This is a genomic window from Haloarcula sp. H-hyl6 (assembly GCF_056934455.1).
In genome coordinates, this window is sequence record NZ_JBRIIK010000002.1 from 242,844 (window position 1) to 268,647 (window position 25,804).

Annotated in this window: 23 protein-coding genes; 11 read left to right on the forward strand and 12 right to left on the reverse strand. The window is 67.1% G+C overall.

Features of this window, described 5'->3' with window-relative positions:
* Positions 1-97: 97 nt before the first annotated feature.
* Entirely contained in the window at positions 98-454 is a 357-nt protein-coding gene (locus Hhyl6_RS14575; RefSeq protein ID WP_483739985.1) for a hypothetical protein, read from the forward strand.
* A 4-nt stretch (positions 455-458) separates the two neighbouring features.
* Here the strand turns inward: Hhyl6_RS14575 and Hhyl6_RS14580 are convergent, their stop codons facing one another.
* Together Hhyl6_RS14580 and Hhyl6_RS14585 are read right to left on the reverse strand one after the other, a co-directional pair.
* Complete coding sequence (locus tag Hhyl6_RS14580) at positions 459-950, reverse strand: HTH domain-containing protein (protein ID WP_483739986.1); 492 nt, start codon at positions 948-950, stop codon at positions 459-461.
* A 189-nt stretch (positions 951-1,139) separates the two neighbouring features.
* A complete protein-coding gene (locus tag Hhyl6_RS14585) occupies positions 1,140-1,445 on the reverse strand; it encodes a lycopene cyclase domain-containing protein (protein WP_483739987.1) in 306 nt (101 codons plus the stop codon).
* 107 nt (positions 1,446-1,552) lie between these two features.
* Here Hhyl6_RS14585 and Hhyl6_RS14590 point away from each other — a divergent pair, with 107 nt between their 5' ends.
* The gene (locus Hhyl6_RS14590) at positions 1,553-2,695 is read left to right on the forward strand and encodes a CBS domain-containing protein (RefSeq protein WP_483739988.1); all 1,143 of its coding nucleotides are present in this window, start codon (positions 1,553-1,555) and stop codon (positions 2,693-2,695) included.
* Between the two features lie 411 nt (positions 2,696-3,106).
* Here the strand turns inward: Hhyl6_RS14590 and Hhyl6_RS14595 are convergent, their stop codons facing one another.
* Positions 3,107-5,332 (reverse strand): CDC48 family AAA ATPase, encoded by a 2,226-nt coding sequence (locus Hhyl6_RS14595; RefSeq protein ID WP_483739989.1) that lies wholly within the window; start codon positions 5,330-5,332, stop codon positions 3,107-3,109.
* 221 nt (positions 5,333-5,553) lie between these two features.
* On the opposite strand from Hhyl6_RS14595, the gene Hhyl6_RS14600 reads away from it, so the two are divergent.
* Both Hhyl6_RS14600 and larC read left to right on the forward strand, forming a co-directional pair.
* Entirely contained in the window at positions 5,554-5,970 is a 417-nt protein-coding gene (locus Hhyl6_RS14600) for a universal stress protein (protein WP_483739990.1), read from the forward strand.
* A 45-nt stretch (positions 5,971-6,015) separates the two neighbouring features.
* Positions 6,016-7,335 (forward strand): nickel pincer cofactor biosynthesis protein LarC, encoded by a 1,320-nt coding sequence (gene larC / locus Hhyl6_RS14605; RefSeq protein WP_483739991.1) that lies wholly within the window; start codon positions 6,016-6,018, stop codon positions 7,333-7,335.
* Here the strand turns inward: larC and Hhyl6_RS14610 are convergent.
* The 3 genes from Hhyl6_RS14610 to Hhyl6_RS14620 form a co-directional block, all read right to left on the reverse strand.
* A complete protein-coding gene (locus tag Hhyl6_RS14610; protein ID WP_483739992.1) occupies positions 7,332-8,072 on the reverse strand; it encodes a hypothetical protein in 741 nt (246 codons plus the stop codon). The two genes, larC and Hhyl6_RS14610, sit on opposite strands and share 4 nt — an antisense overlap.
* Before the next feature lie 39 nt (positions 8,073-8,111).
* Positions 8,112-8,942, reverse strand: coding sequence for an IS5-like element ISHwa3 family transposase (locus Hhyl6_RS14615; RefSeq protein WP_483739084.1), 831 nt, complete (start codon positions 8,940-8,942; stop codon positions 8,112-8,114).
* Positions 8,943-9,075: 133 nt separating this feature from the next.
* A complete protein-coding gene (locus Hhyl6_RS14620; protein ID WP_483739993.1) occupies positions 9,076-9,396 on the reverse strand; it encodes a hypothetical protein in 321 nt (106 codons plus the stop codon).
* A 97-nt stretch (positions 9,397-9,493) separates the two neighbouring features.
* Here Hhyl6_RS14620 and Hhyl6_RS14625 point away from each other — a divergent pair, with 97 nt between their 5' ends.
* From Hhyl6_RS14625 to Hhyl6_RS14635, 3 genes are all read left to right on the forward strand, one after another.
* Complete coding sequence (locus Hhyl6_RS14625) at positions 9,494-10,318, forward strand: hypothetical protein (RefSeq protein WP_483739994.1); 825 nt, start codon at positions 9,494-9,496, stop codon at positions 10,316-10,318.
* A gap of 46 nt (positions 10,319-10,364) precedes the next feature.
* Complete coding sequence (radB, locus tag Hhyl6_RS14630; RefSeq protein WP_483739995.1) at positions 10,365-11,072, forward strand: DNA repair and recombination protein RadB; 708 nt, start codon at positions 10,365-10,367, stop codon at positions 11,070-11,072.
* 70 nt (positions 11,073-11,142) lie between these two features.
* Positions 11,143-12,378, forward strand: coding sequence for a mechanosensitive ion channel family protein (locus tag Hhyl6_RS14635; protein ID WP_483739996.1), 1,236 nt, complete (start codon positions 11,143-11,145; stop codon positions 12,376-12,378).
* On the opposite strand, the gene phoU (Hhyl6_RS14640) is transcribed toward Hhyl6_RS14635, so the two are convergent.
* Entirely contained in the window at positions 12,372-13,052 is a 681-nt protein-coding gene (gene phoU / locus Hhyl6_RS14640) for a phosphate signaling complex protein PhoU (RefSeq protein ID WP_483739997.1), read from the reverse strand. The two genes, Hhyl6_RS14635 and phoU (Hhyl6_RS14640), sit on opposite strands and share 7 nt — an antisense overlap.
* Positions 13,053-13,135: 83 nt before the next feature.
* Positions 13,136-13,804, reverse strand: coding sequence for a phosphate signaling complex protein PhoU (phoU, locus tag Hhyl6_RS14645; RefSeq protein ID WP_483739998.1), 669 nt, complete (start codon positions 13,802-13,804; stop codon positions 13,136-13,138).
* A 247-nt stretch (positions 13,805-14,051) separates the two neighbouring features.
* Here phoU (Hhyl6_RS14645) and Hhyl6_RS14650 point away from each other — a divergent pair, with 247 nt between their 5' ends.
* Positions 14,052-15,587, forward strand: a complete 1,536-nt coding sequence (locus Hhyl6_RS14650) for a TrkH family potassium uptake protein (protein ID WP_483739999.1) — start codon at positions 14,052-14,054, stop codon at positions 15,585-15,587.
* A 6-nt stretch (positions 15,588-15,593) separates the two neighbouring features.
* On the opposite strand, the gene Hhyl6_RS14655 is transcribed toward Hhyl6_RS14650, so the two are convergent.
* From Hhyl6_RS14655 to trkA, 3 genes are read right to left on the reverse strand one after another with little or no spacing between them, the layout of a single operon-like run.
* A complete protein-coding gene (locus Hhyl6_RS14655) occupies positions 15,594-15,941 on the reverse strand; it encodes a DUF7344 domain-containing protein (protein WP_483740000.1) in 348 nt (115 codons plus the stop codon).
* A 44-nt stretch (positions 15,942-15,985) separates the two neighbouring features.
* A complete protein-coding gene (locus tag Hhyl6_RS14660; RefSeq protein WP_483740001.1) occupies positions 15,986-17,557 on the reverse strand; it encodes a TrkH family potassium uptake protein in 1,572 nt (523 codons plus the stop codon).
* A 2-nt stretch (positions 17,558-17,559) separates the two neighbouring features.
* Positions 17,560-18,891 (reverse strand): Trk system potassium transporter TrkA, encoded by a 1,332-nt coding sequence (gene trkA / locus Hhyl6_RS14665; RefSeq protein ID WP_483740002.1) that lies wholly within the window; start codon positions 18,889-18,891, stop codon positions 17,560-17,562.
* 189 nt (positions 18,892-19,080) lie between these two features.
* Between trkA and Hhyl6_RS14670 the strand changes: the two genes are divergently transcribed.
* Positions 19,081-19,506 (forward strand): universal stress protein, encoded by a 426-nt coding sequence (locus tag Hhyl6_RS14670; RefSeq protein ID WP_483740003.1) that lies wholly within the window; start codon positions 19,081-19,083, stop codon positions 19,504-19,506.
* Positions 19,503-21,752, forward strand: a complete 2,250-nt coding sequence (locus Hhyl6_RS14675; protein ID WP_483740004.1) for an amino acid permease — start codon at positions 19,503-19,505, stop codon at positions 21,750-21,752. The genes Hhyl6_RS14670 and Hhyl6_RS14675 overlap by 4 nt, the downstream gene beginning before the upstream one ends.
* Here Hhyl6_RS14675 and Hhyl6_RS14680 read toward each other — a convergent pair.
* The gene (locus tag Hhyl6_RS14680) at positions 21,749-23,182 is read right to left on the reverse strand and encodes a polysaccharide deacetylase family protein (RefSeq protein ID WP_483740005.1); all 1,434 of its coding nucleotides are present in this window, start codon (positions 23,180-23,182) and stop codon (positions 21,749-21,751) included. The genes Hhyl6_RS14675 and Hhyl6_RS14680 overlap by 4 nt on opposite strands.
* Positions 23,183-23,413: 231 nt before the next feature.
* Here Hhyl6_RS14680 and Hhyl6_RS14685 point away from each other — a divergent pair, with 231 nt between their 5' ends.
* Positions 23,414-25,789 (forward strand): PKD domain-containing protein, encoded by a 2,376-nt coding sequence (locus tag Hhyl6_RS14685; protein WP_483740006.1) that lies wholly within the window; start codon positions 23,414-23,416, stop codon positions 25,787-25,789.
* Positions 25,790-25,804 lie beyond the last annotated feature (15 nt).

The window sequence follows — 25,804 nt, forward strand, 5'->3', positions numbered from 1 at the left end:
CGAACGAGTTTCCGAGTGACCGCTCTGGCGGTCTCCGAGGTTCCAACTGATAGCACGGTTCCAGTAGTTTCTTAGAGCGTCCAGCAGAGCGACGACCATGGAAGAGACTCTCCGCTCGGCGGGACCGTTCGAACAGTTCGTGTTGCTCTCGGTGGTTGAACTGTCTGTGGCGGGCGAGACGCCGGCCCACTCCTACGACGTGACGCAGGCGGCGAAATCCCACCTCGACGACGTGGCGCGGGACCCGTTCGGCGGCGTCGAGCGACAGGAGGTCATCACGGCGCTTCGCTCGCTGGCCGAGGACGGACTGCTGGAGAAAGACCAGACGACGTCGGCCACCGGGAAGGGCCGCCCGGCGTACGGCCTCGCCGCCGACGCCGACGACGTGTTGGACGCACTCGCCGACGCGGAGGACGTGGCGCCGTACGTCGAGACGCTCCGCGCGGACGCCTGAGTGGTCAGACGATACTCACGTCGGCGGCCGTCTGTTCGAGCGCCGGCGGTTCGCCGTTCTCGAGACGCTCCAACCGGTCCACGATAGAGTGGACGACGTCTCCGTCGGTACAGGGTGCGACGTGTGCGAGTTCGCCGTCGCGGTACTCGGCCAGTCCCATAATCGGCAGGACCATCGCGTCGTAGGCCTCGTCGGTGACCTCCGACTCGACGTCGGTGGTCTGGTAGAACGATTCCAGCGAGACGTTGTTCGAGAGCGCCCACTGGCGGAACTCGGCGACGCGGTTGAGGATGTACTTCCCCTCCTCTGTGGCGGCGGCCGCCGACTCGGGAGCTATCTGTTTGCCCCAGACGACGACGTTGTAACCCTCGATTTCGTCCTCCCGGTCGAGACGGTCGAGGTGGTCGATGACCGCCTCCTGTCGCTCGTGGGCGCCGTCGGGGAGGAGCGACCGGACGTACAGTTCGATGCGGGGAGTGGGGGCCTCTTCGCTCATGTCTAATTGGAATCATACAGTCGAGGCTACATATGCGTTCCGTGGGGAGTGTATGCACGTCTCGGGACGAGTATATACTCCTAATACTCCACGAAGGCGGCCGATTCGAGCGAATTCACTTTCCATCGTTTCGTCGACACCGTTCGACAGTTACGAGTGGAAAGTCGGTATCGAATATGTGATATTTGGCTACGCGTCCCGTGCTCGAAGCGTCTCGTGGATGCCGATGACGAGTGCGGGCACCACGACCATGAAGACGTGTTCCTCGATGGGGATGCCCAACAGGTCGACGCCGGTCCGGAGGCGGATGGCGAACACGCCCACTTCGAGGGTGTACCAGTCCCAGACGTAGGCGATAGGGTAGAGGACGGCGATGGTCCGGCCGGCCGTCCGGAGCGCCTCGGCGCGCCACAGCAACGCCAGCGCGACGGCCCCCCAGACCACCTCCGTCACGAGGTAGGTGTAGGGGCCAAACACGCCGATGTCGGGAAGCATATCCGACAGACGGCTCGGAGTTCCTAAAGTTTGGCCCACCTCTCGTGACACGGGAACTAAAACAACCTTGATAACCCTTCACGTAGAATCTCCGCACGTGAAGCACGATGGACATTGCTGACATCGCCACCAGAGAGTTTGTCGAGGTCGACGCCAACAAGCGCCTCGGGAAGGTCCGTTCTATCTTCGAGCGGGAGAACCCGAAGGGCATCATCGTCACCGAGGACGGTGGGTACGCCGGCGTCATCACGCAGAAGCAGTTGGTTCAGTCCCACGTCGAGGACGACGCGAAGGCGGGGGCGATGACCCGTTCGGCGCCGAAAGTCCGGCGGACGGACGACGTGCGCGAGGTGGCACGCGTCCTCGTCGAGGGCGGGACCAAGATTGCCCCGGTGTTTCAGGGAGATGACCTCTGGGGCATCGTCACGGAGGACGACATCCTCACTGCGGTACTGGAGAATCTGGACGCGCTCACCATCGACCAGATATACACCGAGGACGTCGTCACCATCAGAGAGGACACCAACGTCGGGCAGGTCGTGAACCTCCTGCGGAAACACGGCATCTCCCGGCTCCCGGTCCTCGACGACACCGAGGCCCTCACGGGGATGGTCACCCGACACGACATCGTCGACGTCGTCGTCAGGGACATGAACAAGGCCACCCGGGGCGACCGGGCCGGCGAAATCGAGCGCGTCCTCGACCTGCCGGTCTACGACGTGATGAACAGCCCGGTCGAGACGGCCGACCTCGGCGACTCGGTGCGCGACGCCGTCGAGCGGATGCTGGAGAACGACTTCGCCGGACTGGTGGTGACCGCCGAGGAGGACGACAGCCACGTCGTCGGCATCGTCACCAAGACGGACGTCCTCCGGGCGCTGACGTTCACCGAGGAGGACCACATGGACGTCCAGATTACCAACATCTCCCTGCTGGACACCGTCTCCCGCGAGGACATCCGCGCCGACATCGGCGAAGTCGCGGACAAGTACCAAGAGATGCAGGTCCAGCACGCCCACGTCCGGTTCCACGAACACAAGGAGAAGCTCCGTGGCACTCCCCTCATCCAGTGCCAGATTCGCCTGCGCACCAACAAGGGACAGGCCGCCGGTTCCGGTGAGGGCTACGGCGCGGAGACGGCGTTCAACGTCGCACTCGACAAACTCGAACGCAACGTCCTCGAACTGAAGGGCGTGCAGGCCGACGAGGAGTACCGCGGCCAACTCCTCCGGAAACTGGGCGAGCTGTAGCGACTCCACATCTCGATTTGGTTTTTTGTTGTCGAGACGTCAACCGTGGCAGCGGCCGGTCCGTCAGCACGTCGTCTCCACGTTGTCGGGTCCTGCCGCTCTCTGTTCGGTGTCGTCGCGTCGATATGGCCGCCGCTCGCGGAAGTTAGAGCGACGGTTTAGGGCAGACGGCGGTAACCGCACGTGGAAACCACGCGGGTTGAAAGGTAGCCGTCTGACCGTGCCGTCTACCTCTCCCTCTCTCGGTGCCGCGTAAAACCCCTCCGATACGCGGGTGCGATAGGTCACTGTCTCGGGTGGCTTCGCCGGCGGCGTCGTCGCTGGCGAACGGGGAAGAGCAGGGCTGCTGGCGTGAGCAGAGAGTGGTGTCCGCGGGCCACCGAAGAAATCCGACGAAGTACGAAGTGGTCGCTACTGGAAGCCGATGCGACCGCCGCTGCCGGCCTGTCGCTGCGGGCTGGACCCGCCCTTGAACTCCTCTTGCATCTGCTCGTAGTACTCGCGGATGTCGTCCGTGATGGTCGGGCGGACGCTGTCCATGGCCTGCCGGAAGTGGCGCATCTCCACCTCGTCGGCGTCGTCGGCCTCGCGCAGGGCCTCGATGGCGGCCTCGCGAGCGATGGATTCGAGGTCGGACCCGACGAACCCGTCGGAGCGTTCGGCGAGTTCACGCAGGCTGACGTCGGGGGCCAGCGGCGTGTCGTCGGTGTGAATCTTCAGTATCTGCTCGCGGCCCTCGACGTCCGGTTCGCCAATCATGACCAGTCGGTCGAACCGGCCCGAGCGGATGAGCGCCGGGTCTATCATGTCCGGGCGGTTCGTCGCGCCGATGACCATCACGTCCTCCATCTCCTCCAGTCCGTCGAGTTCGGTGAGGAGTTGATTGACCACGCGCTCGGAGACGTTCGACCCCATGTCGCCGCCTCGGCCCGGCGCGAGCGAGTCGAGTTCGTCGAAGAAGATGACCGTCGGGGCCACCTGTCGGGCCTTCCGGAACGTCTGCCGGATGGCCTTCTCCGACTCGCCGACCCATTTGCTGAGCAGTTGCGGGCCGCGGACGCTGATGAAGTTGGCGTCCGTCTCGTTGGCGACGGCCTTCGCCATCAGGGTCTTCCCGGTGCCGGGCGGGCCGTACAGGAGGACGCCGGAGGGCGGGGTCACGCCCATGCGCTCGAACTTCTCGGGGGAGTTCATCGGCCACTCGACGGCCTCTTGGACCTGCTCTTTGGCGGTATCGAGGCCGCCGACGCTGTCCCACGAGACTTTCGGCAACTCGACGAGGACTTCCCGCATCGCGCTGGGGCTGACCTCGTTGAGGGCCCCCTTGAAGTCCTCGCGCTTGATTATCATCCGGTCGATGAGGCTCGGCGGGATGTCCTCCTCGTCCAAGTCGATTTCGGGGAGGTACCGGCGCAGGGCCTTCATCGCGGCCTCTTTCGTCAGGCTCTCGATGTCGGCGCCGACGAAGCCGTGGGTGTCGGTCGCCATCTTCGCGAGGTTGACGTCGTCCGAGAGGGGCATCCCGCGGGTGTGAATCTGGAGTATCTCCTCGCGGCCCACCTCGTCGGGGACGCCGATTTCGATTTCCCGGTCGAAGCGGCCCGGCCGGCGGAGGGCGGGGTCGACCGAGTCGACGCGGTTGGTCGCGGCGATGACGATGACCTGCCCGCGCGATTCGAGACCGTCCATCATCGTCAGCAACTGGGCGACGACGCGGCGTTCCACCTCGCCGGTGACGTCTTCGCGCTTGGGGGCGATGGAGTCCAGTTCGTCGATGAAGATGATGGCGGGGGACTCCTCGCTCGCGTCCTCGAATATCTCCCTGAGTTGCTGTTCGGACTCGCCGTAGTACTTCGAGATTATCTCCGGACCGGCGATAGAGAAGAAACTGGCGGAGGTCTCGTTGGCGACGGCCTTCGCGAGCAGGGTCTTCCCCGTGCCCGGCGGACCGTGTAGCAGGACCCCCTGGGGTGGCTCGATGCCGAGTTTCTTGAATATCTGGGGGTGTTTCATCGGCAGTTCCACCATCTCGCGGACCCGCTGAATCTCGTTCTGGAGGCCGCCGATGTCCTCGTAGGTGATGCCGCCGCCGGTCTTCTCGAAGCCCGAAATTGGCTCCTCGCGGAGTTCGACCTCGGTGTCCTCGGTGATGAGACAGACGCCCTCGGGTTCCGTCTCGACGGCGATGAGCGGGATGGCCTGTCCGGGCGAGCGCATGAACGGGTGGTTCGTCGAGGACATCACGGGGACGATGTCGCGCTCGACGACCGGCCGCTTCAGAATCTGGCGCTTGACCATGCCGGCGGCGTCGGAGCCGAACTGCACCGACGCCTCCTCTGGCGGTGCGAGCACCAATTTGTCGGCCTTCTCGGCCTCCGCTTTCCGGATGGTCACGCGCTCGCCGATACCCACGTCGGCGTTCTGTCGCGTGAATCCGTCGATGCGCACCGTATCCGTGTTCCAGTCCTGACGGTCGGCGCGCCACACCTTCGCCGCCGTCGTGTCGCTGCCCTCTATCTCGATGATGTCGCCGGGCGAGAGCTTGAGATGGAGCAACGTGTCGGGGTCGAGGCGGGCGATACCGCGCCCCGAGTCGTTCGGGTACGCCTTCGCCACTTCCAGTTGCACTTCGTTCATAGTAGAGTGGAGCTACAGAGAACTCGGGTAGCACGAGAGATATGCTTTATGCTACCGGCGGTCGGACGGCGACAGCGACGGGTTTTTATGTGAACTGCTACCACACGTCAGCCAGCGCGAGACGGCACGGGTTTCAGTGGGGGTTCGCGGAAGGAGGCGGGTCACCATCAACGCCTGCCGGCACCGCCGCGTTTGATAAGGTTGGGTGCGATAGCGGCGGTATGGTGTTTCTCGTTCCGTTCGATGGTTCGCCCCTCGCAGAGGCCGCACTCGACCGTGCGGTCACCTACGCCGCCGCGATGGATACCGAAGTCGTCGCCGTCAGCCTCGTGCCGACGGGGTCCGACTACGCCCAACGCCGGCGTCGTGTCGACCCACACGAGGACTTCGCGGCCGAGACGGCCGCGAGCGACCTCCGCCGGAAGATAGAGGAGTCGACCGACGACGCCGAACTCAACTACGAGGACGTGAGCGCGTACTCCGCGAACGACCTCTCTCAGACCGTCCGACAGGTGGCCCGTGACGTCGACGCCTCTGTCGTCTTCCTCGGAAGCGCCGACACCGAAGACGTGGTCGTCCCCATCGCGGAACTGGACGACGAAGACGCCTACGACGTCCACATCGTCCGGCGGTCCTGAAGCCGTTGTAGTAGGCTTTTATTCGGCGGGTGCGACCATCCGAACATGCGAACACTCGCCTTCGACGGACGGATGGGTGCCGCCGGCGACATGGTGCTCGGTGCACTGGTCGCCGCCGGCGCCGACCAGTCCGTCCTCGACCCCGTCGAAGACGCTCTCGACGTCGAATATGCCCTCTCGACGGTCGACCGCAACGGTATCAGCGCCACGCGCGTCGAAGTTTTACTGGCTGAGGAGCGTCGCGACGACGAGCACAGCCACGACCATAGTCACGACGATGGTCACTCCCACGACGACGACCACTCTCACGACCACAGTCACGACGATGGTCACTCTCACGACCACAGTCACGACCACGCCGAGGGCCACGGTCCCAACCGGACCTACGCAGAAGTCGTCGACGTCGTCACGGGGATGGGACTGCCGGACGCAGTCGAGACAGACGCGCTCGCCATCTTCGAGATTCTGGGCGAGGCCGAAGCGTCGGTCCACGGCACCGACCTCGACGACACGCACTTCCACGAGGTCGGTGCCGACGACGCCATCGCCGACGTCGTCGGTGCGGCGCTCCTGCTGGCCGACCTCGACGTGGACCGAGTGGTGACGACGCCGCTCTCGACCGGCGGCGGAACCGTCGAGATGAGTCACGGGACGTACCCGGTGCCGACCCCCGCGGTCGTCGAGATAGCCGAGCGGGCCGACTGGTCGCTCCGCGGCGGTCCCGTCGAGGCGGAACTGCTAACCCCTACTGGTGCGGCCATCCTCGCCCACGTCGCCGAGGGCGTCGACCGACTCCCGACGCTGACCGTGGACAGTTCGGGGTACGGCGCCGGTGGCTGGACGTTCGAGGACCGCCCCAACGTCCTCCGAGCGATGGTCGGACAGAGCGAGGGCCGACTCCGGCGCGACGACATCACCGTGCTGGAGACGAACCTCGACGACGCGCCGCCGGAACTGCTCGGCGACCTCCAGCGCTCGCTCGCGGCCGTGGGCGCACGGGACGTCTCGGTGCTTCCCGCGACGATGAAGAAGTCTCGCCCGGGGCACCTCGTGAAAGTCGTCTGCAAGCCCGAGGACGCGAAGCGGGTCGCTCGCCGACTCGCCGAGGAGACGGGGACGCTCGGGGTGCGAGAACACGGGGCGGGTCACCGCTGGGTCGCCGACCGGGCCTTCGAGACGGCCACGGTGACCGTCGACGGCGAGGACCACGAGGTGTCGGTGAAAGTGGCGAGCGACAGCGACGGTTCGGTGTACGACGTCAGCGCGGAGTTCGACGACGCCGCGGCCGTCGCCGACGAGACCGGCCTCCCGGTTCGGGAGGTCATCCGTCGGGCCGAACGGCAGGTCCAACAGGACCGCGACTAACGCTCTGTCGGGTCCGGACCGTCGCGCTCTCCGTCACCCTCCCCCCGGTGTTCGGCGAGGGCTTCTTCGATAGTGAGGTCCCCGTCGGCGACCCGGCGGGCCAGTTCCGCGTCGATGGCGCGGTTGGTGTCGCTGGCCTCACGTGAGCGGTCCTTGATGCGCTGGAGTTCCCCCGGCGTCGGTTCTACGTCGCGGCTCCGTATCTCCTCGCCGTCGAGGCGGGCGATGTTGACCGCCGCGAGGACGTCGCCCATCCCGCGAGCGCCGCTCCCGAGGTACGGCGTCGTCCCCGTCTCGTCGACCAGTTCGACCGGCACGTCGTCGATGTCGTCGATGACCCGCGACCCCACCAGTCGAGCGCCGTCGCCGACCCGGACGAGGGGGTTCACGGCGTCCTCGACCTCTCGGCGGACCACCTCGGCGGCGTCCGCGGACGGCACCTGGAAGGCGGCGACGACCATCTCGCCGTGCAACACCGCGATACCGGGCCTCTCGCCGGGGTCGATTCCCACGACGGTCCGTCCCGTCTCCCCGCGGAGCGTCTCGATAGCGGCCTCGACGGCCCGCCTCGGTCGGTCGGGGTCGGCCTGCACCACGTCGACGCCCTCCGAGACGTCGATGGCTTCGCCGGCGGCGACGATGGCGAGGGTCGTCTCGTCGGGCCAGTCGTCGTCGGGTTCGATTGTCGTGAACGTCACGCCGCGGTCCCGTAGCTCCGTGACCACGCCGTGGTACACCTCGAAGGGCTGTGTTGAATCGCCATATAGCGGTGGAATTCACTGTTTCACAGCTCGCTTGATGTTATAGACGACACACATCAGCGCGATTTCTCGGAATTCGCGGAACCACGAACGCGCTCGCACGGCGAAGCCGAGCGAGCGCTTCACAGCCGAGTTCACGGTTTCGGTCATCGAGCGCTGATTGTAGCGCTGTTCGTCGATTCTGGCGTTGTGCGCGTGATCATACGGTGCGAAGATGCGATGTTTGATGAGCGGGCGAATCCCGAGGTCACGAAGGGATTCGCGGAGCGACTGCTTGTCATAGCCTTTATCGGCGGCAAGAGACCGCAGATCGCCCGCATTCCGGCGGGCGATCTGCTCGGCGAGGTCTGCGTCGCTCCCTTCACGGTTCGTCGAGCAGTGAACGTCAAGAACGGCTTGAGAGTCTGTATCGACGAGTTTCGTGACCTTCAGCTTCTGCACGCGGTAGCTTATTCGCTGGCAGTAGTGGCGGCTCGCAGCTGAGCGTTCGTAGAATGTCGCGTCGATCGCGCCGTGTTTCGAGGGGTCGTGCAGCTGCGCCGACTGGCGCAGCAGCACTCGGCAGACGCTCATACTGATCCGGTCGAACGCTTTACACAACGTGGATGGAGAGGGGAGATCGGCCGCGCTGAGGCCGATCTCCCCGGTTATTTGTGGCATCTCTTTGAGCAGGTCAATCGTCATTCGGTAGGACGTGTCGAGGTAAATCCGCAGACAGTGGAGGGAAACGAGGGCATAGTCGGCGAATCCGCCGCCACCTTCCGGGGCGGCGGATTCGTCTCCATCGCCAGTAACTCTTTGAGAAATCGGGACGATTTCGCTAGTGAAGCGGGAGATTTGGGTCATAGACAACTGAAGTCTCCCGCTTCAACTCCTTCGATTTAGCGACCTATCCAGACGCCGTCTAGTGATTCAACACAGCCCCTCGAAGTCACCCGTCGCGACGACTATCACGCACCGGACTTGGGTGGGTATCCACTTACGATTGCTGGGTGGTCGTCTCGCCGGGGCCGGCGGAGTCCGATCGTGCTTCGACGGCCACCTTTCGGAGAATCGCCACGACGGCGACGAGGAGGAGTGCGACGCCGGCGAGGTCGACGACGAGGTCCGCGACCGTGAACACCGCGTTCAGTACGCCTGCCAGCACCCGCAGGCCGAGGCCGTAGACCAGGTGGCGTATCGGTCCCGGCCCGATGTCCACGTCGAGGAGGACGGTCCCGAGGAGGACGAGACCGTACAGTCGGAGAAACGTCGGCCCCGTCGCGTACGATAGCAGGCTTCGCAGTTCGCTGGAGAGCATATCTGCCGGCTTCGCTCAGTGGTCGAAAAAACATGTCGGCGGGCAATCCGGCCGTCGAGGGTCAACCGTTTTCAATCCCGTCTGCGAAGCGTCACCGATGTCGCCCTCCACAGACGGCGACGTACCCCGGCGAGACGCCGACCCGCTGTTCGGGGTCGTCGCCGGCGCGTACCTCGCGCTCCTCTGTGTCCCACCGGTCGTCCTCGCAGTCGCCCGTCTGGTCACCGGGTCGCCCGGTGCGCTGTACGGGACGGCCCTCGTCACGTTCGCCGCCGTGACCGGCGTTGGATGGCTGGCTACCGCTCGCTGGGACGGCCTCGCCGTCCGACTCGGTCGGACCGTCGCCCGATGGTTCCCGGCGGTGGTTCCCGTCGGCTACGCGCTCGGCGGGTTCGCCTCGCTCGGACAGACCGGTGTCGTCGGCGTCCTCGCCTTCTTCTTCGGCGTACTGGCGGTGCTGTTCGGCTTCGCGCTGGGCGTGATGGCTCGGACGCGGTACGCCGACGCAGTGACGGCCGACGCGACGACGGACTGTGCGTTCACCGCTGGATGGCCGGAACGGGCGCGCCGGCGACTGCTCGTGGTCGCCGGGTCGCTGGTCACCGTCACCGCCGTCGGGTTCGTCGTCGGACTGCTCACGGACCGCTTCTGGCTCCAACTCGCCTCGCAGGTGCTGTTCCCGGTCGGCCTCGTCCTCGTCACCGGCAGCGAGGAGCGAACGTACGCCGTCTCCGAGGCCGGTCTGGAGCACCGCCTCCCCGTAGCGCGCCGCCTGTTCCCGTGGTCGGCCTTCGACGGCTACACCAGAACCGAGGACGCGCTCGTGCTCCACCGCTCGTGGCGCGTCGACACAAGAATCGCACTCGCGGACCTGTCGGACCCCGACGCCGTCCACGCGGCCCTCGACCGGTACCTCGGCTGAGACCGAGGTGGGAGCGTTTTTATCCGAACGTGTCGAAGCCGACACCGTGAGCGACCACGTCTCGACCGGCTGTGACCCGCTGGACGAGTTGTTGGGTGGTGGGCTGGAACGCGGCGCCGTCACGCAGGTGTACGGACCGCCAGCGGCCGGCAAGACGAACCTCGCCCTCTCGGCGGCCCTCGACGTCGCCGCCGACGGTGACGCCGCTCTCTACATCGACACCGAAGGCCTCTCGCCCGACCGGATGGAACAGATAGCCCGCGGCCGCGCCGGGCCGAACCAGACGGTCGACGACCTCGCCGGCCGACTCGTCGTCTCGGAGGTGTACGACTACGACGAGCAGACCGAGGCCGTACAGGACGCCGCGGAGTTCGCCGCCGAGGTCGAACTCGTCGTGTTGGACAGCGCGACCGGCTTCTACCGCCTTCAGCGCGACGACGAGGACGGCGGAGAGACGCTCCGCGACGTCGCCAGACAGGTCACGCACCTGCTCTCGCTGGCTCGCAAACACGACCTCGCGGTGCTGTTCACCAATCAGGTGTTCACCGACCCCGACAGCGACCGCTCGACGGCGCTGGGCGGCCACACGCTGAACCACTGGTCGGGGGCCATCCTCCGCCTCGACCGGTTCCGGGGGGGCAACCGTCGCGCGACGCTTGAGAAACACCGCGCCAAACCGGCCGGCGACACCGTGCAGTTCAGCATCACAAACGACGGACTGGTCGGTGACGAGGCGGTCGACTCCCCGCGGTGAGGACGGAGGCGGTCGACTCCGGACCCCGCGCTCCGCCGGAGACCCATTTCACCGTCTGATAGCGAGGGAGATGGCTTTTTGTCCGATTGGTCTCTCCCTGCGTGTAGCCGTGAACTACGTCACCGATTTCCGGGCGTTCTTGGAGGGGTTCGTCACTACCGAAGCGCGGGTGGCGGCGACCGTGGTCTTGCTCGTCGCGGCGCTCGTGACGGCCATCGTACTGACGCCGCGGTTCGTCGGTGTCGTCCACCGGTCGGTGAAGTACGTCGTCTTCGGGAGCGACCGGGTCCCGTTCGACCCCCCGTCGTTCGACTGGGAACTCCCAGTCACGGCGGCCGTTCGGACGCTCCAGTTCGCCGTGTTCCTGGGCGCGGTCCTCGCCGTCTTGGTCGTCTGGGGGTACGTGGACCTCGCTCTGCTGGCTGTCTCGACCATGGCGACGGCCCTCCCGACGCTGGGGCGCGGACTGACGACAGTCGCGTTACTGGGCGGGACGCTGGCGGGCATCGACGTGTTGGAGACGGCCATCGAACAGTACGCCGACGAGTCGGAGGTACTGAACCAGCACCAGCAAGGCATGGTCTTCCGGGTCCTCCAGATAGTCGTGTTGCTCGGGGCCGGCCTCGTCACGCTCTCGGTCTGGGGCGTGGGACTGGGTAGTCTGGCCGTCGGCGCGGGGTTCGTCGGCATCGTCGTCGGGACGGCCGCCCGCTCTACCATCGGGTCGCTCATCGCCGGGTTCGTCCTGATGTTCGCACGCCCCTTCGAAATCGGGGACTGGGTGGAGATACGCGACGAGGAGGGCATCGTCACGGACATCACGATAATCAACACCCGGATTCGCAACGCCGCCGGCGAGGAGATAGTCATCCCCAACGACAACGTCTCGAACGCGACGGTGACCAACCGGACCAGCCTCGACCACCTGCGCCTATCGGTGGACGTCGGCGTCGACTACGGCGCCGACGTCGAGGCGGCCGAGTCCGTCGTCGCGGACGTCCTCGGGGACCTTCCGCAGGTGCTGTCGAACCCCACCCCGCAGGTGGTCCCGAAGTCGCTGGGTGACTCGGCGGTCGTGCTGGAGTGTCGGTTCTGGATAGACCACCCGAGCGCGGCGAAACGGGCGATGACGACCGCCGCCGTCGTCCGCGAGGTCAAGGCGGCCCTCGACGAGGCCGGCATCAAGATTCCGTACCCACAGCGGGAACTGCAGGGTCGGGCGGAAGCGGGCGGGTTCCACGTCGCCGAGCGACGGACCGCGGAGACCCAGCACCCACCACCCGAGCGGTTCGAACGCAGTCAGTAGATGAGGTCGTCGTCGTTCTCGACCATGTACAGCGTGCGGGCGGCGATGTTGACGGCGTGGTCGCCGACTCGCTCGATGTCACGAATCGTCAACAGCAGGCGCGAGACGTCGGCCATCAGTTGCTCTATCTCCTCGTCGCTAGAGCCCGCGTCTATCTCGCGTTCGATGAGGTCGCGGACGACGGTCTCGGAGGCCGCCTCACATCGGCTGTCCACCTCGTCGTCCGTCTCGGCGATGGTGTAACAGAGGTCGGGGTCCTCGCGGTCGTAGGCGTCCATCGCGTTCTCGACCATCTCGATGACGACTTCGGCGACCTCCTGAATGTCGACCTCCGGGTACACGTCGCGTTCGGCCTCCAGCGAGTACTCGCCGAGGTTGGTCGCGAGGTCGCCGATGCGTTCGAGGTCGGTGATAATCTTGAACGACGCCGCGATGAACCGGAGGTCCGAGGCGACTGGCTGTTGGAGGGCCAGCAGGTCGATGCAGTCCTGTTCGAGGTCGAGATACAGCTGATTTATCTCGTCGTCCCCCTCGATTACCTGCCAAGCCGTCTCTTCGTCTTTCTGTTCGAGGGCGCTCAGGCCCAACCGCAGGCGGTCGAGGACGACTTCGGACATGTAGAGGACGTCCTCGCGGAGCGAGTCGAGAAGCTCCTGATACGATTCGCGTGGCATGGTCCGCACTCCCCCTGCCGGGCGTATCAGCCTTTCCCTTCGCTCAATTCACGCCTCGGTCGAGCGGTCCCGGCGGCGAGGGGTCAGTAGATGAGTTCGTCGCTGCTCTCGACCATGTACAGCGTGCGAGCGGCGATGTTGACTGCGTGGTCGCCGACCCGTTCGAGGTCCCGCACCGTCAGGAGGTACCGCTTGGTGTCGACCAGCACCGCCTCGGTTTCCTCCTCGTCGGGGGACCGACCGACCAGCGAGCGGACGAGGTCGTTGGCGGCCGCCCCACAGCGCTGGTCGAGGCCGGTGTCGCCGGCCGCCACGTCCCGACACCGCTCGGCGTCGCCGTCCCCGTAGGCCGTCATCGCGCCGTCCAGTTGAGACAGCGCCATGTCCGAGATGTCCGCGATGGGAACGTTCGGGATGCTCGTCGACTCCATGGCCTCGACGTACCCACCGAGATTGGCCGCGAGGTCGCCCACCCGTTCGAGGTCGGTGAGTATCTTGAACGAGGCGACGACGAACCGGAGGTCAGACGCCACGGGGTGTTCGAGGGCCAACAGGTCGATACACTCCCGTTCGAGGTCGAGGTATCGCTCGTTGATGGCGTCGTCCGTCGTCGCCACGGCGCGGCCCATCGCCGGGTCGCGACGGTCGAACGCGGTGGTGGCGCGGTCGAGGCGGTCGGCGACGTCAGCACCCATCTCGCAGACGTCGGCCCGCAGTGTGTCGAGTCTGTCCGCGAAGGCGTCGCGGGGCATTCGTGTGAGCGTGTGGAGTGGGTGTGAGTTGAGCGTGTCGGTGGCCGTCGATGGAGTAGCGCCGTAACACCCGACTGCGAGGGGCCGCGTCTCTGACGGTTTTATTAGCGTCCCGCTGTCAGCACACGGTGAGACTGATGACTGGATACCCGGGCGTCGACACCCCGACGGCCCGACTGGTTGGGTCGGCCGGACGCGGTCGGAGGAGGGCGGGGCGTTCGCACCCCGACGTGACAGGGGCCGGCGGATGAACACGGTCGTCGAGTGGCGCAAGAGCGTCGCGCTCACCGGAACCGTCGTGAAGTACCTCTCGGTGGCGATGCTCGTCCCCCTCGTCGTCGGACTCGTCTACGGCGAGGACGCTGGCGTCTTCGGCGTCTCTATCGTCGGGTCCGTGCTTCTGGGACTCGCCGTCGAGCGACTGGACCCGGGCACCGAACTCCGCGAGCGAGAGGCGTTGCTGTTCGTCGCGCTCACGTGGTTCGTCGTCGCCGCCGTCGGGGCGGTGCCGTACGTGTTGGCCGGGGCGGGCACCGCCTCGACGCTGGCGGACCCGGTCAACGCCCTGTTCGAGTCCATGTCCGGGTTCTCCACCACTGGTGCGACCGTGATGGGCGAGATTGGGGTCGGTCGACACTCCCACGCCGTGATGATGTGGCGGCAGGTGACCCAGTGGCTGGGCGGGATGGGAATCATCGTCCTGATGGTCGCCATCCTCCCCGAACTGGCGGTGAACGGGGCTCAACTCATCAACGAGGAGGCCCCCGGACCGACGCTGGAGAAACTCACGCCCCGCATCAGCGAGACGGCCCGCATCCTCTGGCAGGCGTATTTCGCGTTCACAGCGCTGCTCGCCGTCCTCCTCTACGGCCTCCATCTGACGGGCTACGCGCCGAACATGGACCTCTACAACTCGGTGGCCCACGCCTTCTCGACGCTCCCGACGGGCGGGTTCTCGACGAAGGCCGAGAGCATCGCCGCGTTCTCGGCAGCCGTGCAGTGGGTCCTCATCCCGTTCATGGTCGTCGCCGGCACCAACTTCGCGCTGTTCTGGCACCTCTTCGACGGCGACCTGCGAGCGCCGCTACGGGACACCGAGTTCCGGTCCTACGCCGGCGCGACGGCCGTCTTCACCGCCGTCCTGTTCGGCTTGCTCTTCTCCGGTGCCGCGCCGACGCTGGCCATCGGCGGCACCACGGAGGGCGCGTTCGCGAACGCGCTTCGACAGGCGGCCTTTCAGGTCGGGTCGCTGATGAACTCGACGGGCTACGCGACCAGCGACTTCGCCCAGTGGGAGACCCACAGCCAACTCGTCCTCGTGTTGGTGATGTTCGTCGGCGGGTCGGCCGGGTCCACCGGCGGCGGTGTCAAGGTGGTCCGTTGGCTCATCGTCCTGAAGACGCTCCGTCGGGAACTGTTCCACGCCAGCCATCCGGACGCGGTCAGGCCGGTCCGCCTCGGGAACGTGGTCGTCGACGAGGAGGCGATTCGCGGCGTCGTCGGGTTCACGCTCCTCTACCTCCTCCTGTTCGGTGTCGCCACGGTGTTCATCTCGCTTGACGCCACCCGCGTCGGCATCGCGCTCACGCCGCTAGAGGCCGTCGGCGCGAGTCTGGCGGCTATCGGGAACATCGGCCCGGCGTTCGGTCGCCTCGGTCCGTTCGGGTCCTACCTGATGTTGCCCGACACGACGAAGGCGGTGATGATACTGCTGATGTGGGCCGGGCGACTCGAAATCATCACCGTGCTGGTCGTGTTCACCCGGTCGTTCTGGCAACGCTGAGGGCACTCAGAACAGGTCGCCGGGGACCCGGTCACTGTGGTCCACGAGGAGGGTCAGGACGGGTTCGACCGTCTCGAACTCCGGTCCGCGGGAGACGACGCCGCTCTCGCGGTCCCAGTCGACGACGCCCGCGGCCGCGAGTTTCGGCAGGTGGGCGTGGTACAGTTCGATGGCGGTCGTCGAGTCGACGACCGCCGTCCCGTCGCTCGTCGCCTCGTCACACCACTCCGTAGCCCCTGACCGTTTCACGAGTGCGTCCGGTACCTCGATAGACGGCGATTCGCAGAGCAGGACGAGTATCTGCCGGCGGTAGTCCGCGGCTAGCAACTCGAAGACCGACGAGGTACTCAGCACAACACCTCAATTGTACAACATCCTTAATAAGTGTTGTCTCAGCATCAAGAACGCCAGTAGGCTCGGGTCAAGAGGACGAACACCGGGAGTATCTCCAACCGTCCCGCCCACATCAGCAGTATCATGTACGCCTTGCTCGTCCACGGGAAGTTCAGGTATCCGTTCATCGGACCGACGGCGCCGAACCCGGGCCCGACGTTCCCGAGGGTGGCGGCGACGGCCGACATCACTTCCAACGCGGAGACCGAGTAGCCGACGCGAGCGACGTCGACGAAGACGAGGGCCACGCTGACGAAGAAGATGACCAGATACAGGAGGGTGAACGCGTAGATGCCCCGAAGCGCTCGCTCGTCCAGGACGCGGCCGCCGAGGCGGACGGGCCTGACTGCCTCGGGGTGAATCGTGGTGAACAGTTCCCGTCGGAGCGACTTCAGGACGACCAGACAGCGGACCATCTTGATGGCACCCCCGGTAGACCCCGCAGAGCCACCGACGAACATCCCGAACAGGAGGAGGTACTTCGTGGCCTCGCTCCACGTGTTGAAGTCCATCGACGCGTACCCCGTCGTCGTGACGATGGAGACGACTTGAAAGGTGGCGTGACGGACCGCTCGCTCCGCGCTCCCGCCGATGGGGAGCACTTCCTCCGGAACCGAGGACAGGCCCGGCCCCAAGCCACCGAACAGCAGACCCGCGATGACGGCCGACAGCACGGCCATCACGCCCACGTAGAACCTGAACTCGCTGTCGTCGCGGAACACCGTCGGTTTCCCCTGCGTCGCCCGCCAGATGAGCGCGAAGTTGGTGCCGGCGACGACCATGAACGGGATGATTATCCACTGTGCGACCGCCGAGAACGCCTCGATGGAGCGGGCGGCCGGCGAGAACCCGCCCGTCGGCATCGTCGTCAGCGGATGGGCCACGGCGTTGTACAGTCCCATGTTCGGCGCGAACCCGGCGAGGTGTGCCCCGTACAGCAACAGGAACTCCAACACGGTGAATCCGAGATACGCGAGCCAGAGCGCCCGTGCCGTCTCGGCGATGCGCGGCGTGAGTTTCTCGATGCCCGGTCCCGGCGCCTCGGCGTCCATCAACTGCGCACCGCCGACGGAGAGTTCCGGAAGGATGGCGACGGCGAGGACGACGATACCCATGCCGCCGAGCCACTGGGTCAACTGCCGCCACAGGAGGAGCGCGTGCGAGTGGCGCTCGAACCCGATGCTCCCCATCACGGTCGCCCCCGTCGTCGTGAACCCGGACATGGACTCGAACAGGGCGTTGACCGGGTCCGCCAGCGTCGAGGCGGTGCCCGCCCCGGCCAACACGTACGGCACCGCCCCGACGACGGTGACCGCGAGCCACGTCAGCGACACCATCAGGAACGCCTCTCTGGCCCCGAGGTCGGGGTCGGTGTCGACGCGTTCGAGGGCGATGCCCGCGAAGACGGTCAGGACGATGGTGACGCCGAAGACGCCGACGTCGTCGCCGTAGTACAGCGCGACGACCATCGGGGCGAGCATCGCCACCGAGAGGTACTTCACGACGCTACCGACCAGCGATACGGCCGCCCGCCAGTCGACGCGAATGCTACGGCCGTTCGCCGTCGTCCCGAACATGCTTACAGCACGGCGCTCGCGGCTTCGAGCGACTCCGCGTCCACGAACAGGACGACGTGGTCGCCTCGCTGGATGACCGTGTCACCGCGCGGGATGACGAGTTCGCCCGCGCGCGTGATGGCGCCGATGACGACGCCGTCGGGGAGGTCCGCGACCGACTCCCGGATGGGCCGGTCGGCGAGGACGCTCTCGGCGCTGACCTCTATCTCCAGCACCTCCGCGCGGTCGGACTCGATGATGGCGACGTTCTCGGCCTGATGTTCGCGGGTGAACCGAGTTATCTCCTCGGCCGTCGCCTCTCGCGGGTTGACGGCCACGTCGACGCCGACGGCCTCGAAGAGCGGGACGTACGCACCGGAGTCGACGACGGCGACGGCGCGGTTCGCGCCGAGGCGCTTCGCAAGCAGACTCGCCAGCAGGTTCTTCTCGTCGTTGTCCAGCGCCGCGACGACGATGTCCACGTCGGCGACGTGTTCGCGTTCGAGGAACTCCCGGTCGGTCGCGTCGCTCTCCAAGACCGTGGTGCCCTCCAGTTCCTCGGCGAGTTCGCGGGCGCGCTCGTGGTCCTGTTCGACGAGTCGGGGCTTCAGCCCGCGTTCCTGGAGGAGCCTCGCGGTGTGGAAGCCGACGTCGCTCCCCCCGACGACCAACACGTTCCGCGCGCCGTCGACGTCGGGCGCAATCTCGTGGGCGAACGTGTGGACGCTCTCTTGACTGCCGATGACGATGACGTCGTCGCCCGGTTGCAGGACCGTCTCCCCGCGCGGGATTACGACGTCGTCGTCGCGCAGAATCGCCGCGAACGTCAGCGACTCGTAGCGGTCGGCCTCCTCTACGGTCTGGTCGGCGACGGGACTCGTCTCGCTTATCTCGAACTCGGCCATCTGGACGAGGCCGTCGGCGAACGTCTCGACGTCCTGTGCGGCCGGCAGGCCGACGACACGCGTGATGGTCTCGGCCGTGAGGAGGTTCGTCGCGACCATGTGGTCCACACCGAAGGCCCGTTCGGACTGCTCCCACGTCCGGAGGAACTTCGCGCTCTTCACCCGGGAGATGGTGAAGGTGTCCGTGACGGTCATCGCGGTGCCGCAGGTGACGATGTTCGTCTCGTCGTCGTCCGTGCTGGCGATGAGGATGTCCGCCCGTTCGACGTCGGCGTCCTCCAGCGTGTCGAGGTCGGCGCCGTCGCCTTCGACTCCCAAGACGTCGACGTCGTAGACCAGTTCTTCGACGCGGTCACCGTCGATGTCGACGACCGCGACGTCGTGCGTGTCGGCCAGACTCTCGGCGATAGCGGACCCGACTTCGCCAGCGCCGACGATTACGACGTACACCTGCGACCCTCCGCATCGTTCATACGCCCCCCGTTCAGCGGGCCGCGTGAAGTGTATTTCTATCTCTCGAACTCCCGGCAGACGTGAGGGTTAAGGGTTGTGCGCGACTGTAAACGGATATGTATTGGCCAGCCACGGTTACGTCGCTAGACTGCCGACAGCACGGGGCAACCACGGAGGGACGGTGCCATGGCTGACCTGCTCGAACGGGTCGTCGTCCCGGTCGCCAGCGAAGAGGACGCCGAGACCTCTGCTCGGGCGCTCTCACGGCAGTCCTACGGCGAGGCGGTGTTCGTCCACGTCGTCGAGAAGGCCGGCGGTGCGCCGGACAAGGCGGGCGTCGAACAGCGAGAGATGGAGGCCGAGGAGATGTTCGAGGCGGCGCGGGCCGTTCTCGGGGACGTCGAGACCGACGTCTACTACGGCACCGACGTCGTCGAGGCGATATTCGACGCCGCCGAGGACGTCGACGCCTCCGCCGTCGTCGTCACGCCGCGCGGTGGGAACCGCCTCGTGCAGTTGGCGACGGGCGACGTCGCACTCCGCCTCGTGACCGAGAACGACCGGCCTGTCGTCGTCCTCCCGGGCGGCGAGGAGAGCGAGGGGACAGGATGAGCGACGAGGAACTCGCCAAGGACCTCGGACCGCTGGCGGCCCTGACCATCGGCGTCGGGACGATGATAGGGGCAGGCATCTTCGTCCTCCCCGGCGACGCCATCATCAAGGCCGGGTCGATGGCCTCGGTGGCGTTCGTGCTGGGTGGCGTCATCGCCATGTTCACGGCGCTGTCGGCCAGCGAACTCGGGACCGCGATGCCGAAGTCGGGCGGGGCGTACTACTACGTCAACCACGCGCTCGGGCCGCTCTTGGGCTCGGTCGCCGGGTGGGCCAACTGGCTGGGACTGGCCTTCGCCAGCGCGTTCTACATGGTCGGGTTCGGCCGCTACATCGCTCGCATCTTCGGCCTGAGCGGCACCGTCGGCCTCGGCCCGGTGTCGATGTCGGCCGTCAAACTCGTCGCGCTGGCCGGGGCGGCCTTCTTCGTGCTCATCAACTACGTCGGCGCGAAGGAGACCGGACGCCTGCAGAACGCCATCGTCGTTCTGCTGGTCGGTATCCTCGCCGTGTTCACGCTGCTGGGCACCCTGCGGGCCGACCCCGCGAACCTGCCCGAAGCCCGGAGCGTCGTGACGACGCTGGAGACGACGGGGCTCATCTTCGTCTCCTATCTGGGCTTCGTCCAGATTACGAGCGTCGCCGAGGAGATTCAGGAACCCGGGAAGAACCTGCCGCGGGCCGTCATCGGGAGCGTCGTCCTCGTGACGGTCATCTACGCGCTGGTGCTGGTCATCATGAGCGCGGCCGTCCCGCAGGGGTTCATCGCGGGCCTGTTCGAGAACCTCGCGCCGAACCAGACGCCACCCATCGCCGTCGTCGAGGTGGGCCAGTACCTACAGGGGGCCGCCATGGGCGGGGCGCTCCTGTTCGGCGGCCTCCTCGCCACGGCCTCCTCCGCGAACGCCTCCATCCTCGCGTCCTCGCGCATCAACTTCGCGATGGGCCGTGACCGCATCGTCACGCCGGCGCTCAACGAGATTCACCCCCGGTTTGGGACGCCTTACCGGGCTATCGGCATCACCGGCGGCCTCATCCTGCTGTTCATCGTCATCGGGGACCTGACGTTGCTCTCGGGGGCGGCGTCGGGCCTCCACCTCATCATCTACGGCCTGCTGAACGGCGCGCTCATCGTCATGCGGTACGTCGACCCGGAGGAGTACGCTCCCGATTTCACCGTCCCGCTGTTCCCGGTCCTGCCGATTCTCGGTGCGGTGCTCTCGTTCGCGCTCCTGGCGTTCGTCTCGGGCGACGCGCTGGTGCTCTCGTTCGCCATCGCCGGGGCGGCCGTCCTCTGGTACGCCTTCTACGCTCGGACGCGGACGGAGAAGCAGGGCATCCTCTCCGAACACATCGTCTCCCGGTCGAAAGACCTGCCGGACGCGGCAGTCAACGCGGCCGCCGGCGTCCAACCGGACGGGGGCCAGTACCGCGTGATGGTCCCGCTGGCCAATCCCGAACACGAACGCGACCTCATCACGCTGGCCAGCGCCCTCGCCAAACAGCGCGGCGGCACCGTCGTCGCCACGCACATCGTCACCGTCCCCGACCAGACGGCGCTGGGGAGCGCCGCCGAACGCGCCGACGAGATAGACGAGACGTCGGAACATCTGCTGACCAGAGCGCGCGAGGACGCTGAGACGTTCGGCGTCGACGTCGAGACCCACACCATCATCTCCCACAAGTCCTTCGAGGCCATCTTCGACGCCGCACGGACCCACACGGCTGACCTCGTCGTGATGGGGTGGGGACCGAACTCACACGGGTCGCCCGGCCGTGCGGAGTCCGCCATGGACGAACTCACGGAGGCGGTCCCCTGTGACTTCCTCGTCTTGCGGGACCGCGGGTTCGACCCGTCGCGCATCCTCCTCCCGACCGCCGGCGGTCCGGACTCGGACCTCTCGGCGTCGGTCGCACAGATGCTGCAGGCCGAGTACGACTCCGAGGTGACCGTGCTCAACGTCGCCGACGACGGCCGCGAGGAGGCCGAGGCGTTCCTCGAAGAGTGGACGGCGGACCACGGCCTCGCGAACGCCGAGATACGCGTCGAGGAGGGCGACGTCGAGTCGGCCATCGCGGCGGCGGCGGACGACGCGTCGCTGTTGCTCGTCGGCGCGACGGAGGAGGGACTGCTCCGGCGCCTCGTCTCCGGGTCGATGGTCATGGACCTCGTCGACGACGTGGACTGTTCCGTGTTGATGGCGGAGAAACACCGTAAGCGCGGCTTACTCGAACGACTGTTCTAACGACCGTTCTCCCACATCTCGAGTATCTCGGCCAACGTCTCGTCGTCCACCTTCTCCCCGTTCGTCCGGGGGACGTAGGCGTCCTGCTCGTTCCAGTGGACGGCCCGCTGGACGTCCGCGAGTCCGATGTCGCCGTCGCGGGCGACGACCCGGGGGACCGACAGCGGTTCGATTTCGGTCACCGGCGGGTCGAGTAACTCGGTCAGGAGGCTCGAAGGCTTGACGACGTCGAGCCCTCGTTCGGCGATGCCAGCCATCGTCTCCCGAAACGCCGACTCCGATATCCAGTCGCCCGCGCCGACCTGATGGTAGGCCAGCACGACCGTCTGGCCGTACTTGTCTGCGAGGTCCAGCGTCGCCTCGACGCGGTCCCGTTTCTCGCCGAACACGCGGCCGACGGTGAGCGGCCCGGTCAACTGCGCGCCGTGTGGCATACTGCCGTCGGTGAACGCCAGGTAGTGGTAGTCCTTGACGATGGAGCGGATGCGCGGAGAGGTGCTGCTCCACGGGTAGGTGAATATCGCCGACCCGACCTCGAACCCGCGCTCTACGAGCCACCGTTTGGCCTCTGCGACCTGCTTCCGGGCCTCGTCGTTCGAGAGGTCCGTCAGCCGTGCGTGGTCGACCGTGTGGCTCCCGATTTCCCAGCCAGCGTCGCGCATCTCGCGCATCTCGTCCTCGCCGAGGTAGGCGTCGCTGTCGACCCGGCCCGTGTTCACGCAGGTAATCGCCGGGAAGTCGTAGGACTCCAGAATCGGGAGGGCGCGCGTGTACTGGGTGATGCCGCCGTCGTCGAACGCGATGACGACTCGGCCGCCGTCGACTCGCGGCGTCGTCCCGAGGTCGTCCACCCAGACGAGCATCGGGGCGTCGCTGTCCCTGTTGAACCGAATTCGTATCTCCTCGACCGACGAGAGGTCGGGGTCGCCGGACTCGGCCGTGACCCCGAGGTCGATGCGGAACCACCCGTACGTCGGCGAGATGGTCCGCCGGTTCATCTCGACGTAGTCGCCGTCTTCGTCTTCCACCTCGACGACGAGTTGCTCGGTGTCGGGGTCTCCGAGACGGAGCGCTATCGAGAGGTCGCGGTCCGAGAGGTCGAGTCCGTCGAACTCTCTGCTGATGGCGAGCCCGTCCGCGTCGCTGTCCGCGGGGGTAGAGAGCCTCGCCGACTGGGACCCTCGGTACACCTCGTCCGTATCGGCGCTCAGGGTCCCCTCGTCCTCGCTCCACTCGTCCAAGTCCTCGAAGTCGTCGAGTCGCTCGCCGGGGTCGGCGTACCGGTCGGTGCTGTCGAAGTCGGTGGTCAACAGCGGGTGGGTCTGCTGTGCCCGCACCCGGCCGACGCGGGCACCGCCGGCGAGGAACGCGACGGCGGCGCTCCCCTGTTTCAGTACTGCACGGCGCGAGACCGACGGTGGGTCGCTCATTCGAGTACCGTCTAGCGGGGACGGCGCTATTGTTATAGCGAGCTTTGTCGAATCACCCCTCGAACAAGGTGTATACAACGGAAACGGGAAAGCGGGCCTTACCCGGACAACGCGGCCATAACAATCCGGTCGGCGGTCACGACTACGGACACCGATGGTTCCGTCCCGCTCTCGATTCACTCCCAGCGTCTCGACGCGATACCGCCCCCGCCGGTCAGGTCGGCCGTGCTGATGTCGGCGTCGCGACACCGGGCGGTCGCCGTCGCCGCCCTCGCCGTCCTCGCCGTCCTCGCCGTCCCGACGGCAGTCGCCGCGCCCGACGACGCGGTGGTGGTCGAGCAGTCGCTCGGTAGCGACGAGGTGGCTCCAGGCGGCTCGCTCGCCGTCGAAGTCAGCGTCGAAGTCGACGACGTCGACGCGCCCGGCATCAACGTCTCGCTGCCGTCGAACTGGACCGTCACCGTTGAGGACGACGACGGGAGCTACTCGAGTTCCGAGGAGCGCGCGTGGCTGTGGCTCGACGGCGACGACCACTCCGTCGAGTTGACCGTGGGGGTCCCGCAGACGGCGGCGGCCGGCGAGTACGAACTCCGCGCGACGGGGTCCGGTATCTACGAGGACACCGGTGAACGGGTCACCGACGAGACGGCCGACGTGGTCGAGGTCACGGGGTCGGCGGCCACGCCGACGCCGACGGCAGCCGCCGGCGACGACCGGACCGTCGCGCCGAACACGGTGGTCGAACTGAACGGCACCGGGTCGACGGACCCGCTCGGCGACGGCCTTGCCTACCGCTGGACGCAGGTCGAGGGTCCGGACGTCACGCTGGCCGACAACCGGACGGCGACGCCCGAGTTCGAGGCCCCGGACGTCGACGAGACGCGGGCGCTCACGTTCGAACTGACGGTCGGCGACGCGAACGGGTCCAGCGACAGCGACACGGTCTCGGTGACCGTCGAACGGGAGAACCGGGCACCGACGGCCGCCGCCGGCCCCGACCGAGCAGTCGAACCGGGGTCCGACGTGGAACTGAACGCGACCGGGTCGACAGACCCGGACGGAGACGACCTCACGTACGCGTGGCGACAGGTGGAGGGACCGACCGTCTCGCTCGCCGACGCCGACAGCGCCACGCCCGAGTTCGCCGCACCCGACGTAGACGAACCGACGCCGTTGACCTTCGAGGTGACCGTCGGCGACGGGGCGCTGAACAGCACCGACGCGGTCACCGTCACGGCGAACGGGTCCCCGCCGCCAGTCGCCGCCGCCGGCGAGAACCAGTCCGTCACGGAGGGCGGAACGGCGTCGCTCGACGGGCGCGACTCGTCGGCGTCCGGCGACGCCTCCTACGAGTGGACGCAGGTCGACGGCCCCTCCGTCACGCTGGAGGACGCGAGCGGTCTCACGCCGTCGTTCGCCGTCCCCTCGGTCGACGAACGGACGACCCTCGCCTTCGAACTCGAAGTCACAGACGGACAGGGTCGAACCGCCGCCGACACGACGGCAGTCACGGTTCGTCCACAGTCCTCGGGCGGCGAGTCCGGTGGCGGGAACGCAGGCGGCGGTGACGACGACGGGTCCGACAGTGGTGGTGGCGACGACCGGTCGGGCGGCGGTAACGACGGCAACTCCGGTGACGGTGACGACGACTCCGGCGGCGGTGGCGGCGGTGGCGGTGGCGCACCGCCCGCCCCCGAACCCCGCGGTCCGACCGTGTTGGTCGACCGCCCGGACGCGCGCAGCGCCATCGTCAGCCTCTCGCACCCCTCCAGCGACGACCCGTTGGACGTGGCGCCGAACGTCACCGACGACGGTCTGACTTACGAGGGACTCGCCGTTCGACCCAGCGTCAGTCCGGTCATCGTCCGCGTGGCCGGACCGGAGAACGCGAGCGTCGACGCGGTCGGAATCGAGGCGTTCGGCGTGTTGGCGACGGACCCGCGAGGCGAGACGAACGCGACGACGACGTTCAGCCTCCCGGACGGCCGCCTCGGAAACGGGAGCGCCGAGTCGGTGACCGCCTACCGGACGGTCGACGGGTCGGTGCGGTCGCTGAACACGACGCTCGTCAACCGGAGCGACGGCCGGTACCGCTACCGGGTCACGAGCGTCGCGCCCGCGGAACTCACCGTCGGCGTCCCGGTGCCGGCGACGTCGGTGACTGCCGTGCGAACCAACATCTCCGAGGCCACCGTCGGCGACCCCGTCGCGGTGACCGTCACGGTCGAGAACGCCGGCCGACGGGCGGGCAACGAGACGGTGCGTCTCACCGGTGTCGGAGCGCCGCGAAACCTGACCGTCTCGGTGGCCGCCAACGACACGGCGACGGCCACGTTCGTCCACCGGTTCGAGACGCCGGGCGACAGGACGGTCAGCGCCGGCGACGCGAACGCGACAGTCAGCGTCGGCGCGGCGGCCACGCGGACGGAGCGACCGACCACCGCGACGGCGGACCCCGGGACGGCGACGCCCTCTAATTCGGACGGGGACGGAGCGGACACCGGAACGACGACGCGGACAACCGGTGGGTCCGGACCCGGGTTCGGTCCCGTCGTCGCGCTTCTGGCCGCCGTCGGTGCCGGTTTGCTGGCGGCCCGCCGTCGCTAGCCTCCCCAAAGCTAT